16 protein-coding genes are annotated in these 12712 nt (G+C 60.9%); 5 read left to right on the top strand and 11 right to left on the bottom strand.

Annotated features, from left to right (window positions below; all coding sequences use genetic code 11):
• Window positions 1-3: 3 nt before the first annotated feature.
• From HL657_RS05550 to HL657_RS05535, 4 genes are read right to left on the bottom strand one after another with little or no spacing between them, the layout of a single operon-like run.
• Entirely contained in the window at window positions 4-498 is a 495-nt protein-coding gene (locus HL657_RS05550; RefSeq protein ID WP_317295834.1) for an NUDIX hydrolase, read from the bottom strand.
• Window positions 499-500: 2 nt separating this feature from the next.
• Window positions 501-1166 carry a 7-cyano-7-deazaguanine synthase QueC gene (queC, locus tag HL657_RS05545; protein ID WP_317295833.1) on the bottom strand — a complete coding sequence of 222 codons (666 nt, stop codon included), beginning with the start codon at window positions 1164-1166 and terminating at the stop codon, window positions 501-503.
• On the bottom strand, window positions 1166-1774 hold the full coding sequence (locus HL657_RS05540) for a 7-carboxy-7-deazaguanine synthase QueE (protein WP_317295832.1): 609 nt from the start codon (window positions 1772-1774) through the stop codon (window positions 1166-1168). The genes queC and HL657_RS05540 overlap by 1 nt, the downstream gene beginning before the upstream one ends.
• Complete coding sequence (locus HL657_RS05535; RefSeq protein ID WP_317295831.1) at window positions 1761-2174, bottom strand: 6-pyruvoyl trahydropterin synthase family protein; 414 nt, start codon at window positions 2172-2174, stop codon at window positions 1761-1763. Before HL657_RS05535 ends, HL657_RS05540 begins: the two co-directional genes overlap by 14 nt.
• A 172-nt stretch (window positions 2175-2346) precedes the next feature.
• On the opposite strand from HL657_RS05535, the gene HL657_RS05530 reads away from it, so the two are divergent.
• From HL657_RS05530 to HL657_RS05515, 4 genes are read left to right on the top strand one after another with little or no spacing between them, the layout of a single operon-like run.
• Window positions 2347-2775, top strand: a complete 429-nt coding sequence (locus HL657_RS05530; protein ID WP_011845039.1) for a 30S ribosomal protein S12 — start codon at window positions 2347-2349, stop codon at window positions 2773-2775.
• 5 nt (window positions 2776-2780) lie between these two features.
• Window positions 2781-3389, top strand: a complete 609-nt coding sequence (locus HL657_RS05525; protein WP_317295830.1) for a 30S ribosomal protein S7 — start codon at window positions 2781-2783, stop codon at window positions 3387-3389.
• A 30-nt stretch (window positions 3390-3419) separates the two neighbouring features.
• Window positions 3420-5612, top strand: coding sequence for an elongation factor EF-2 (locus tag HL657_RS05520; protein ID WP_317295829.1), 2193 nt, complete (start codon window positions 3420-3422; stop codon window positions 5610-5612).
• Between the two features lie 36 nt (window positions 5613-5648).
• Window positions 5649-6029: a hypothetical protein gene (locus HL657_RS05515; protein WP_317295828.1), complete on the top strand. Its 381-nt coding sequence runs from the start codon at window positions 5649-5651 to the stop codon at window positions 6027-6029.
• Window positions 6030-6121: 92 nt separating this feature from the next.
• On the opposite strand, the gene HL657_RS05510 is transcribed toward HL657_RS05515, so the two are convergent.
• Both HL657_RS05510 and HL657_RS05505 read right to left on the bottom strand, forming a co-directional pair.
• The gene (locus HL657_RS05510; RefSeq protein ID WP_317295827.1) at window positions 6122-6676 is read right to left on the bottom strand and encodes a hypothetical protein; all 555 of its coding nucleotides are present in this window, start codon (window positions 6674-6676) and stop codon (window positions 6122-6124) included.
• A 141-nt stretch (window positions 6677-6817) separates the two neighbouring features.
• Window positions 6818-7297, bottom strand: a complete 480-nt coding sequence (locus tag HL657_RS05505; RefSeq protein ID WP_317295826.1) for a protease inhibitor I42 family protein — start codon at window positions 7295-7297, stop codon at window positions 6818-6820.
• A 214-nt stretch (window positions 7298-7511) separates the two neighbouring features.
• Here HL657_RS05505 and HL657_RS05500 point away from each other — a divergent pair, with 214 nt between their 5' ends.
• The gene (locus tag HL657_RS05500; protein WP_317295825.1) at window positions 7512-8123 is read left to right on the top strand and encodes a hypothetical protein; all 612 of its coding nucleotides are present in this window, start codon (window positions 7512-7514) and stop codon (window positions 8121-8123) included.
• A gap of 16 nt (window positions 8124-8139) precedes the next feature.
• Here the strand turns inward: HL657_RS05500 and HL657_RS05495 are convergent, their stop codons facing one another.
• The 5 genes from HL657_RS05495 to HL657_RS05475 all read right to left on the bottom strand — a co-directional run bounded on the left by HL657_RS05495 (window position 8140) and on the right by HL657_RS05475 (window position 12434).
• The gene (locus HL657_RS05495) at window positions 8140-8718 is read right to left on the bottom strand and encodes a class I SAM-dependent methyltransferase (protein ID WP_317295824.1); all 579 of its coding nucleotides are present in this window, start codon (window positions 8716-8718) and stop codon (window positions 8140-8142) included.
• A 182-nt stretch (window positions 8719-8900) separates the two neighbouring features.
• Window positions 8901-9077 (bottom strand): DUF1059 domain-containing protein, encoded by a 177-nt coding sequence (locus HL657_RS05490; RefSeq protein WP_317296015.1) that lies wholly within the window; start codon window positions 9075-9077, stop codon window positions 8901-8903.
• 214 nt (window positions 9078-9291) lie between these two features.
• The gene (locus HL657_RS05485; RefSeq protein WP_317295823.1) at window positions 9292-9978 is read right to left on the bottom strand and encodes an ABC transporter ATP-binding protein; all 687 of its coding nucleotides are present in this window, start codon (window positions 9976-9978) and stop codon (window positions 9292-9294) included.
• A gap of 4 nt (window positions 9979-9982) precedes the next feature.
• Window positions 9983-11191 carry an ABC transporter permease gene (locus HL657_RS05480; RefSeq protein WP_317295822.1) on the bottom strand — a complete coding sequence of 403 codons (1209 nt, stop codon included), beginning with the start codon at window positions 11189-11191 and terminating at the stop codon, window positions 9983-9985.
• 1 nt (window position 11192) lies between these two features.
• A complete protein-coding gene (locus tag HL657_RS05475) occupies window positions 11193-12434 on the bottom strand; it encodes a COG1361 S-layer family protein (RefSeq protein WP_317295821.1) in 1242 nt (413 codons plus the stop codon).
• Between the last annotated feature and the right edge of the window lie 278 nt (window positions 12435-12712).

Here is a 12712-nt window from a genome sequence, read left to right as displayed (position 1 = left end):
GCCTCATTGCAGGCACCGGCAGGCGAGGCAGATCGTTTTTGCATCGACGATCCTTCCGTCCGCAATCATGGCCTGAAGATCCCTGACCGGGACGCGGACGACTTCAATCACCTCGTCATCGTCCATTCCGTAGTCGGAGCAGGGGGAGAGGCCCTCGGCGAGATAAAGCCAGATCCGCTCGTCGGTGTACCCAGGAGAGGGATAGATCCAGCCTTTCGGGACGAAGGTCTCCGCCTTCATCCCGGTCTCCTCGATCAGTTCCCGGTAGGCGGTCTCGTGCGGCTCCTCGCCCTCATCGATGGTGCCCGCCGGCGCCTCGAAGATGTAGCCGTCGATGGCGAACCGGTACTGCTGGATGAGGTAGCAGTCCTCCCCGTCGAGGGGGAGAATGGCGACCGCTCCACCGGGGTGGACGACCACCCGCTCCTTCGTCTTACCGTTCGGGAGGGTAACCTCCTTCTTTTCGATGCTGAGCCGTTTACCCCTGTAAATCTCCATAATTATCCCTCGTATACGATTGGATCCTCGATCCCGAGTTCATGGAACGCCTCCCTCCTGTAGTGGCAGGAGGAGCAGATTCCGCATGCGCGGTGGTTGTTCAGGTAGCAGGACCAGGTCTGTTCGTAGGGGACACCGAGGCTGAGGCCCTTTTGGATGATATCCACTTTTGTCATCCGGACAAACGGCGTCATCAGGGTGATCCGCGGGTCCGCCGCCGTGCCGAGGTCGACCACCCGCTGGAACGCCTCGATGAACTCTGGCCGGCAATCGGGATACCCCGGGTAGTCCCCGGTCTGGACACCGATGAAGATCGCGTCCGCTCGCCGGGCCTCTGCGAGGCTGGTCGCGATGGTGAGGAGGTTTGCGTTCCTGAACGGGACGTACGTGCTCGGGACGCCCTCCTCCTCGCCGGCGTACTTCTCGACTGCGATTGAGGTGTCCGTCAGGCTCGATGCCCCGATCTTCGTGAAGTGCTCGAGGCTGATCTCGACGAACTCCTGCACGTCGAGCAGGCGGGCAATCTTTTGTGCACATTCCCGCTCCTTTGCCTCCGTCCGCTGCCCGTAGGTGAAGTGGAGCGCGATGATATCGTAGCCCATATCCTTTGCGACGTAGGCGAGCGTGGTGGAGTCCATGCCGCCCGAGAGAAGGCATACTGCTTTCATCACTTTACCCCCAGGATCTTGTGCAGTTGCAGCTGAAACCTCACCGGGAGGTTCTCTTTCACGATGTAGTCCGCGATGGTGCGGTAATCAGACCCCTCCACCGGCGAGACGAAGACCTCGCCGCGGATATCGTAGCGGCTCATCACCGCCCGGGCATAGAGGAGGTCGTTTTCGTCTGCCACCACGAACTTGACGCAGTCGCGGGGAGTGATGAAGGGGAGAAGCGATAGATCGCTTTTTTCGCCCGACGAGGGGCACTTGACGTCCATGCAGATGGAGGCATAGGCCTGCATCTCGCGGAAGTCGCGTGTACCGTTCGTCTCGATCTCGACGGTATACCCATGCAGGCTGAACTTCTTGAGGAGTTTGAGCACCTCCTCGGGCTGCAGGAGCGGTTCCCCGCCGGTGATGCAGATGTGCTTTCCGTTCTGCAGCCAGACCCGGTCGAGGACTTCCGTGATACTCATCTCCTGCCCACCTTCCCGCGCGTAGGTGGTGTCGCACCAGGCGCACCGGAGGTTGCACCCGGCGAGCCGGATGAACGTGCAGGGCCGCCCCTGGTTATTTCCCTCCCCCTGGAGGCTCCGGAAGATCTCACTGACGATCATAGGTGCGCTCTGCGTAACAGGTCGTCGACTCCCAGACCCGGATCTTTACGACACGCGCGTTGTGCCCATGCCGCCCGGCCTCGGTGTTGATCATCTCCGCTATCAGCCCTGCGAGGTTCTCACTTGTCGGGTCGCCGGAGGTGGTGACGACCGGGTGGAACGCCTCGATGCATGCTGCCATGGGGTCGTCGGCGTTGAGGATCACCTGGTGGTCGAACCGTCCGACGACTTCCTTGATGCAGTTGTAGTCGAGGACGATCCCGGTGCGCTCATCAGCTGTCCCCTCGATCCAGACTTCTACCCGCCACTGGTGGCCATGCAGCCGGAAACACTTCCCCTTATAGTGAATCAGGCGGTGCGTCGCCTCGAAAAAAACTTCCTTGTATATCCGGGTATTCATCAATGAAGGTTGCCCGCCAGGATATAATATATATCAGCTCCCGATCTAATACCTAGGGCAGAAGATCGGCGTGCAAGCGGGTTCCACAATATATAAATCCGTAACGCGCGTTGTTTTATAGCACACCAGGAGTTGCTCCTATCCACAAATTTAACTAATTCGAGGGTATTCGATGGGAAATGGAAAATTTGCAGCCCGAAAACTGAAGCGCGACGCAAATAATAACCGGTGGCATGACACTGGCTACGCGCGACGCCAGCTCGGGCTCGATGTAAAAGCTGACCCCCTTGAGGGAGCACCGCAGGGCCGCGGGATCGTTCTCGAGAAGGTGGGTGTCGAGGCAAAGCAGCCGAACTCTGCGATCAGGAAGTGCGTCCGTGTGCAGCTGATCAAGAACGGTCGGCAGGTAACCGCGTTCGCCGTCGGCGACGGTGCCATCAACTTCATCGACGAGCACGATGAGGTCGAGATCGAGGGCATCGGCGGCAGACTGGGGAGGTCGAAGGGTGATATCCCCGGCGTCCGGTTCGTCGTGACCAAGGTAAACAACGTCAGCCTGCGTGAAATGGTCACGGGCCGCAAGGAGAAGCCGCGGAGGTAAGTAGTATGGTGGAAGTAGAAGCAGGAACTACGCAGCCGGAAGAGACCGGGACGCAGCAGCTCCTCTTTAACCGCTGGGACATGAGCGAGGTGGAGATCCGGGATCCGAGCCTTGCCCGTTACGTGAACCTGCATGCGATGATCGTGCCGCACTCCTGCGGCAAGCTCGTCGGCCAGCAGTTCAACAAGAGCAATATGCTGATCGTCGAGCGCCTGATCAACAGGATGATGCAGACCGAGAACAACACCGGTAAGAAGGAACTTACCATCCGCATCGTCCGGGAGGCCTTCGAGATCGTCAACAAGAAGACCAAGAAGAACCCGGTCCAGGTGCTGGTGGACGCCGTCGCGAACACCGGGCCCCGTGAGGAGACTGTCCGGCTGAAGTACGGCGGTATCAACGTGCCGAAGTCGGTCGACACCGCACCGCAACGCCGTGTCGACACTGCGCTCCGGTTCATCACCGCCGGTGTCCTGCAGGCGAGCCACAAGAAGAAGAAGAGCGTGAGCGAAGCGCTTGCCGAGGAACTGATAGCAGCCGCGAACGGCGACACCCGTTCATACGCCGTCTCGAAGAAAGAAGAAAGAGAACGCATTGCAAAGGCTGCCCGCTAAAACTCCCTATTACTTTTTTTGGTGTAATCTATGACCAGACGAAAGAAGATGGTAGAGCGGGTGACGGCGCTGATGGACAAGCCGGAGCGCATCCGGAACATCGGTATCGTTGCCCACATCGATCACGGAAAGACAACACTCTCGGACAACCTTCTTGCAGGAGCGGGCATGATCAGCGAGGAGCTCGCCGGTCGGCAGCTCTTCATGGACTCCGACGAAGAGGAACAGGCACGCGGCATCACCATCGATGCAAGCAACGTCTCGATGGTCCACACGTATGGCGGCGATGAGTACCTGATCAACATGATCGACACCCCCGGCCACGTGGACTTCGGCGGCGACGTGACCCGCGCCATGCGTGCGGTGGACGGCGCTGTCGTCGTGGTGGACGCAGTCGAGGGGACCATGCCCCAGACGGAGACCGTGCTGCGGCAGGCCTTGAAGGAAGGCGTCCGTCCGGTTCTCTTCATCAACAAGGTGGACCGGCTGGTCAACGAACTGAAGGTGGACGAGCAGGAGATGCAGATCCGCCTCGCGAAGGTGATCGACAAGGTCAACAAGCTGATCAAGGGCATGAACGAGAAGATGTACAACGAGGGCTGGAAACTCGATGCCGTGAATGGCACCGTCGCCTTCGGCTCCGCGCTCTACAACTGGGCCGTCTCCGTTCCCTTTATGCAGAAGAGCGGGGTCTCGTTCAAGGACGTCTTTGAGAAGTGCAACACCGGCGACATGAAGTGGCTGGCGAAGAACAGCCCCCTGCACGCCGTGCTCCTCGATATGGTGGTCAAGCACCTGCCGAACCCCCTCCAGGCCCAGGACCGGCGTATCCACATCATCTGGCGCGGTGACTACACCACCCCTGAGGGGAAGGCAATGGTCAATTGCGACCCGAACGGCCCCGTCTGCCTGATGGTCACCGATATCTCGTTCGACCCGCATGCAGGCGAGGTCGCCACCGGCCGTCTCTTCTCGGGAACGCTCCGCCGGGGTACCGAGTGCTACATCATAGGCGCAGCGAAGCGCGCCAACCGTCTCGCCCAGGTCGGCATCTTCATGGGTGCCGAGCGGATCGAGGTGGAAGGGCTCCCGGCCGGGAACATCGCCGCTGTGACGGGCTTGAAAGATGCCATCGTCGGTTCGACCGTCACGTCGCTCATCGAGATGACTCCCTTTGAGTCGCTGAAGCACTACTCCGAGCCGGTCATGACCGTCGCCGTCGAGGCGAAGAGCATGAAGGATCTCCCGAAGCTCGTCGAGGTTCTCCGTCAGGTGGGGAAGGAAGACCCAACGGTCCAGGTCTCGATCAACGAGGAGACCGGCGAGCACCTGATCAGCGGCATGGGCGAACTCCACCTGGAGATCATCACCGGCCGTATTAAGCGCGACAAGGGCGTCGAGATCATCACCTCCCCGCCGATCGTCGTCTACCGCGAGACGGTCACGGGCAGGGCAGGCCCGGTCGAAGGGAAGTCACCGAACCGCCACAACAGGTTCTACATCGAACTCGAACCGATGGACCCGGCAATCGTGAAGATGATCCAGGACGGCGAGATCTCGATGAACCAGCAGGCGATCGAGCGGCGTGACGCTCTCGTTGCCGCCGGTATGGACAAGGACGAGGCCAAGAACGTCAAGGCGATCGAGGGTACCAACATGTTCATCGACATGACGAAGGGTATCCAGTACCTCAACGAGACGATGGAACTGGTCCTTGACGGCTGGCGCGAGGCACTTCGCGGCGGTCCGCTTGCCGACGAGCTGGTCCAGAACTTAAAGATCCGGCTGGTGGATGTGAAACTCCACGAGGACGCTATCCACCGTGGTCCCGCCCAGGTCATCCCTGCGGTCAGGAGTGCCGTCAAGGCGGGGCTGCTGATAGCCGGCGACTCGCTCCTCGAGCCTATCCAGAAGATCCAGATCACGGTCCCGAGCGAGCAGATGGGTGCGGCAACCTCACAGATCCAGGGTCGGCGCGGCCAGGTCTTCGATATGCTGAGTGAGGGCGACACGATGACCATCGTCGGCAGGGCGCCGGTTGCCGAGCTCTTTGGATTCGCCGGCGACGTCAGGTCGGCCACCGAGGGCCGTGCGATGTGGAGCACCGAGTTCGGCGGGTTCGAACTGGTTCCCGCAGGCATCGTGGACGAAGTGGTCAAGAGCATCCGCCGGCGCAAGGGCTTGAAAGAGCAGATCCCGCGCCCGGACGATTATCTGGCGTAACCTGTCTATCGATACCCTCCCTTTTTGTTTTTTCTTGTGGCGAGCGTATGCGCCGGGAGGAACTGCCTGAATATCACCTGCTGGACGCACCTCGCGAAACGCAGGGGCATGGTGGGACTTATTGTCCCGGAGCGAGGAGTTGTAGCGGCAAAATGCCTCGCATCCGGGATCGTTGAGATGGTCCCGCGGCATGACCCGCGGAGTCGGTCGTTATACGGGAGTGTTGTCGTCGCAGGCTCTGGTCTTCGTCACAGTGTCGGTGATCCGGTTGGCACGGATGTCGGCGGCAGGTCTACTGCCGGGGTTACCGTTGTGGTAGGTGGGGGTGTTGTTTCCGATGTCGGGGTCGCCGTCGGTGTTGCGGCCGGTGGCGGGGTTTCTATGGTTGTATATGATACCGACCTGCAGGCCGGGTGAAGCGTCCCCAAAAAGTTGCGAGGCTGATCGGCAGCCAGTTTTACCGGTCGGGACGTCCGCGGTGACTTTTCAGACGATACGGTAGAATCTGTCTACCGCTTGTGCGTTGCGGCAAGCAGCCCGTAAATGGCAATCGCGGCGATCGCGATCACTCCCGGGAACGGCGCCTGCGTCGAGGTTGTGGTGGTCGTAGCCGTGGCCGTGGTTGCCGGTGTCTCCGCGGGCGTTCCCGTGGCCGTAGTGCTGGATTCCGTAGGTGTCATCGTCGGAGCGGCGGCGAACGTGATGCTATGCTGTTTGAGCAGACCGTCCTTCGCGCTGTACGCGTAGTATCGTCCGTATTTCCCACCGAGCGTATGTGTGTTGACCGTGAAGTAGCCGTCGTTCGGCACGGCGATGACCTGGACGATCTGCCTTGTGGGGTCGTCGTTCCGGTAGTGCCGGAGTTCTGTAACCGGGTTCTGCGTATCCGCGTTGCGGAGGTTGATAAGCTCAAGGACGAGAGGTTCGCTCCCCACCTCGATTGTCTCGCCGGACTGCACCACCCGCGGAGCGGTCCCCTGTGCGGCTGCCGGGAAGACGAGCACCAGGGCGAGGACCACAAGGAAACCTAAGAGATACTGGAATGTCTTTTTCTCGTGCTTCATAGTTCCAACCTGGCATTTGCCATATATATGCGTATTGAAATACTGCTGGAGTTGTTGCCCCTCCACCCGGAAAATCTGCCGGGGCACCCGGCCCGGACTGCTCCACCAGAGTGATTGTTTCGAGAAAAAGGGGTCAGGGGGTTACTCGATGACGAACGCCATCGAGAATGTGGTCTCGTTTCCGATTGTCTCTTCCCAGGAGCGCTTGTAGATCGCGGAAAACTCGCCGCTCCCCTCCTCAGCCGCGGTGTACTCCCACACGTGCACTCCACCGGCACCCACGAGCCCGGTCTCCGGCGCGATGAACGTGTCGTTCACGTACTCGAGCCCGGCGGACGAGGTGACGTTCCACTCGTAGCCAGTCGTCGGGTTCTCGTCGAGACTGATGGTGATCTCGCTTCCGACGGGGACAGTGACGGTTTCGTTGTTGTTCGTCTCGTTAAAGGCGTACTCCTCCGCCGGGGCGGGTGTGGACGTCGCGGTCGGAGCGGCCGTGGTCTCCACCGGCGTGGGCGTCGGGGTCCCCTCCTCCGCCGGCTGCGACGTGCACCCGGCACCGAGGAGGCACAGCACCAGGAGTCCTGCAATCAGGACACCATAGATACTCTTTTTCTGAACCATGCGGTAAGTTCGCTTAGAATTGTTAAATACTTTTCTTAAACCCTTTATGACGGTGCCCGCCGATCCATCTTGTTCCAGCTGTTTTCACTCAGCCATCGTGAATGGGGTTGGTGAGCGCTTCAAAATGCACTCAGTTCGACCCAATCGATCCGTATCGTTAAATAGCAATTTATAAATACGATTCTATCTATCTGGTCTTTCTGAGGGCATCATTATGAGAACACTCTCTTCAAACACGATCTTCCCGGCGCTTCTTATCATGCTTGGGATCTGCATGCTCGCTGCAGGCTGTACATCGGATACGTCCCCCACAGAGACGACTCCTTATGAAACCAGCTCTGTGGCCACGACAGCCCCTGCTGCCGGCACCACCGTCTCCGGTGCGGCAGAAGGAAGCATATCTGCAGTACCGTTTGCGACCCTGATCTCGTACCTGCCGGGCGCTCCTGCGGGCTGGACTGCAGACGAGCCGGCGGGGGCTACCTGGACGGTCGAGGACGGCCAATGGACCTGGGCGTCTCGTGATTACAGCAAGGGTGACGCCCGGGCAACGGTCCTGATCCAGGACTCGGCCTATTACAACGTGGGCTACTGGGAGTCGTGGGACTCGCTTGTTGCATTCGAGACGACTGAGGGTTACTACAAGTCGGGCACGGTCAGCGGCCACCCATCCTGGGAGGTCTTCAGCAAACCCGACTCCTACGGCACCTGGGTCGGCGTGAACGAGCGGTTCATGGTCTATGTCAGTGTCGAAGGCGGTTCTGAGCAGGATCTCAATGCGTTCGTAAATGCCATCGACTACGGCGGCATCGCGAACCTGGAGTGAACCCTAACTCTTCTTTTCATCGGCCCGGCATGGCTGTGATGACGTAGTGGTACGGTCCCGACTCCGCAACCGCTGTAACCCAGAGCCCCGCCTCTGCCATCAGCGACGCCGCATGCTCCGTGCTGAACTTCTTTGCGGGCGGCGGGCCGAGGGGCAGGGGTTCCTTCTTCCAGTCCACGTCGACGACCATGCCGGTGCTGCGTGCCATCTGTCTCGCGTTCTCGAGCACCCGGACCGGGTCGATGAAGTCGTGAAGGTCGATGCCGAAGAAGACGACGTCCGCACAGCCGTCGCAGAGAACAATCTCCTCGGCCATCCCCCGATGGAGGACGACGTTGTCGAGCCCTTCGGAAAAAGCCTTCTCCTGCAGGAGGTCGAGAGCCTCAGCGTCGATATCGATCCCGCAGACGCGGCCGTGCGGCCCGACCATCCGCGCCGCCGGGAGCGCGAAGAATCCCTCCCCGCACCCGACGTCGATGAAGGTGGCTCCGGAAACAAGCCCGATCCCTTCGAGGATGGACTCGGGGTGCTGCCAGCGCCGGCGGCCGCCCTCATCTTCCGGGGAGCGTCTTTTGACACGTGTGTGATGCGCCATACTGGTTCCGGGCGACAGCATCCGGGAAGAACCTGCCGCTCCCGCCGGGACCGTTGCGGCAGCTCGTTAGATGGTATCGGAGACCGGCCCGGCTGAGGGAAGACCGGAATCCTCTCCCCACGGCAGGGGTTCGGGGACAGCCCCGGATTCAGAGCAAAAAAAGTCGGGAGTTTCCCGCTCCCTCACTTCATCGCTTTACGGATCTTCTCCTGCGTTTCCGGTTCCTGCGGGTTCATCTGGTGGGCGGTCTGGACATGCCCCTCGATCCGCTTCATCAACTCGTTCTCGTTCTCCGCCTTCTCCTCAAACTCGCACTCGAGACCAAGGTCCTTGCACCTGAATGTCTTCTGTTCCTGCATACTTTTCACTGGCCGGGTGTATAATGGATTTGATATAAAATTGTATCGCCGTTATTTCCGACGTAGCCCGCATGGCCGGGCGCTTCTGATCCGACGGTGCCCGGCGGCGCAGGATAACCCGCCGCTCCCCCGGCAAGCCCGGCTCGTCTCGTTTGGCGCGCCTTCGGGGTCGGGAGCGTGGAGCACACCCGCCGCCGACGCCCGTGAAAGAATGTCACGCCTTCCTGCACTCAACCATCTCCTCGATCAACCCATCCCGCAGGGTGACGATCCGGCAGAAGTACTCTTTATGCCAGTCCTCGTGCGAGACCATCACGATCGTCTGATCGAGGTCCTCGTTTAAGCGGGCGAAGAGGTCGAGGATACTCCTTGATGTCTGGCTGTCAAGGTTCGCACAGGGCTCGTCGGCGAGCAGGATACTCGGGTTGTTCACGAGCGCCCGGGCTATCGCCACCCGCTGCTGCTCCCCGCCCGAGAGTTCGCTCTGCCGGTGGTCCATCCGGTCCCCGAGGCCTACCCGGCGAAGGATCTCGGTGCTCCGTTCGAGATACTCGGCTTTCGATGCTCCGCGAACAAGCGACGTCAGGTAGACATTCTCGAGCGCGGTGAGTTCCCCGATCAGCGCGTAGTCCTGGAAGACGTAGCCGAGCCGGTTCAGCCGAAAAAGGGTCCGTCGGTGGTCGGAGAGGGCGAGGACATCGGTCCCGTCGATCAGGACCCTGCCGGAAGTGGGCCGGTCGAGGAGCCCGAGGATGTGGAGGAGTGTCGACTTGCCGCTGCCGCTTGCTCCCATGATTCCGACGAACTCCCCTTTTGCGACCTCGAGCGAGACGCCCCCGAGGGCCCGAACCTCAACCCTCCCCATGGTGTAGATCCTCGTGAGATTTTCTACAACGATCACCCGTTCACCCCCTGATTGCGGAGAGGATATCCTCCCGGGCGATCCGCCACGCCGGGATATAGCCCGCCACCATCGAGACCGCAAAGAGGCTTGCGATGCTCCGGAGGATGGCCGATACCTCCACGTCCGGGTAGACCGGGCCGCCGGGGAAGACGAGCGGGTAAGCGGTCAGGTAGGTTGTCACGCCGGCGTTCAGCGCTATCCCGACGAGCGCCCCGACAGCGGTGATGAAGAGTACCTGGAGGACGTAGGAGTTGATGATGATCTGCTGGTCGATGCCGATCGCCTTCAGGATCCCGATCTGCCGCCGCCGGTTCACGGTGTTGATGAAGATCACAATGAAGACCACCACGATGGCGATGATCAGGCTGACGAGCGTCGAGATGGTGTTGATGATGTTGAAACTCTGGATCGCCTGCTCGACGAACCCTCCTGACTTCTCCCGGAACGTCAGGACATCTTCCTGAACGCCGTAGGAGAGGATCTCCGTCTTATACTCATCCTCTCTGCCGTTGACTGCGGTCTTCACCAGGATCATGGACGCCTGGTCCTGGAGCCCGAGCACCCTGCTCATCTCGCGGGTGGTGACGAAGGCTGCGGTATCGACGCCGAAGGACTGGGTCTCGAAGAGCCCCTTCACCCGGTAGGTCCGCGTCTCACCGTTCGGGTAGGCCACCTCTACCGAGTCGCCGACCCCGACCCCCTGGAGCGAGGGGAGGCCGCCCGCCTCCTCCCCTTCCGTCCCCGCAAGGGTCGTGCCCATGACGATTGCGTCGGTGTCTCCGTTCGAGAGGAACTCTCCTGCGGTCATGTATTCGGCGATCCTGGTCACCGACCGCTCGTCTTCCGGGGTTATGCCGTAGAGCGTGCTTGCGGCGTTGCGGCCCCGGTAGAAGTAGGTCACACCGGCGGTTATCCGGGGCGATGTTCCGGTGATCCCTGCTATCCGCTCGACCTTCTTCTGGAGGCTGGTCACGTCGTCGATATACTGGCTGCCCTCCCGGGGCTCGATGACCAGATTTCCGAGGTCGAAGTCGATCGACTGTGCATCGAAGGTCTCGACGACCCCGGAGATGATCGAGGGGAGGAAGACCAGGTTCACGAAGATGAGGGCGATGATCATGATGGTGAGGGCGAGCGTCCCCCTGCTCCCCCGCTGGATGGATTTCCACGCAAGGAACGCCGAGACCCTGAGGCCTGCAAGCACAGGCACGTCACTCCCCCTGCCGCCGCCGGTACCAGAAGATCGCGGCCGCGATGACAATGATGAGTATCGCTGCCACGGCGGCTACCACCGGGATCAGGCCTGGTTCCGCAACGACGACCTGCAGGGCCTGCCTGACCGTGTGCTCGCCGTAGTCGTCGGTATACCGGACGACGAGGGTGTAGTTGAACTCCCCCGCCTCGTCGGCTTGCAGGGTGAAAACAGCGGGGCCGTCGTTCCCCGGTTCGATCGTCCCGAGAAACGCCTCTTTTGAGCCCGGGAGCGGAAGGTCCTCGACGGTCGCCCGGACCGACTCCGCATCCGCCGTTCCGGTGTTCTCCAGCCGAATTGTCAGGTCTACCAGGTCTCCGGCGGTGATCCGGGCCGGTTCGGTCCTGATGGAGGCGATGCCCATCTCGGCGCGGCCGACGATGGGAACACCGATTGTCGCCACCTGCCGGGACGCTGCGAGATCGGCGCCCCGGTAGTCGACAGAGACGAGGATCTGTTCGAGTCCGAGCGGTACGCTGGTGTCGGTCTCGAAGGTCAGGTTCAGGACCGACTCCCCCCCGGCCTTGAGTTCGGGGATGTAGTAGTTCTCCGAGTTCCGGGGGACGATCGCGCCGGAGGTTGCGTTGACGCTGACGGAGATGTCGCTCGCGCTGGCCTGGCCGTCGTTGTGGATGGTGAGCGTGACGTTGAAGGGGTCGCCCGGGTCGACGGATGCCGGAACGGTCCTCTCCACACGGAGCGCGGGTCTCTTGATCAGGGCGTGTGCGGAGTTGACGTTCACCGGGACGGGGTAGCGCACACCGGTCCCATCCCGCACGCTGACCCAGACCTCCGGGAAGTAGATTCCCTCTTCTCCGGGGGCGCGGATCCGGAACGTGAGGGGGAAGGACTGGCCGGGGCCGATTTCGCCGATATCCTGGAAACTTCCGGTCACGACCTCGACGTCCGTGCTCACCAGGAGCACATTCTCAATGTAGGCGTTCTCCTGCATTTCTGTAGAGGTATTCGTCTCCCCGGTGCCGGGGTCCAGCCGGATGTTGAGCGGCGATCCCGTGGCCGGTGAAGCGGTACTCGTGAGCACCACCGTGATCGTCCCTTCGTCCCCGGGCATGAGAACGGCAGGGGTGACGGTGTAGTTGGAGACGAACACCGTCGGGCCGGTCGCGGACGCCGCTGCCGGGACGAGCACCAGGATGAGAATGAGTATGCCCGGGATATGCCTGAGTGTTCGCCTTTTCATGTTTCTCCGGGGAGCAGCCGCGGGTTTCTGGACCATTTCTCTTCCCTCCTGGATGGGGTCTTCGGAGTCCAGAGTCCCTGATGTTTATATATAACGGTTGTGCATGGCGCCCCTTCTCGGTCAGGATTGTGCCGGCATATCGGGTATACCCTGCTGTGTTGCATAATCCCTATGATGCTTGTCCTCCTGCCAGAGCCAGCATTCTATTATAGCAGTTCACCTTCATCCGGATTTCACGAAACATGCCCTCCTGAGATGTCGCCTGTACTCCTTCCCCG

This window comes from Methanoculleus nereidis (genome assembly GCF_032944295.1).
Lineage (GTDB): Archaea > Halobacteriota > Methanomicrobia > Methanomicrobiales > Methanoculleaceae > Methanoculleus > Methanoculleus nereidis.
The sequence above is the reverse complement of the archived record's forward strand: the minus strand, read 5'-3'. Positions and strand labels throughout refer to the sequence as shown.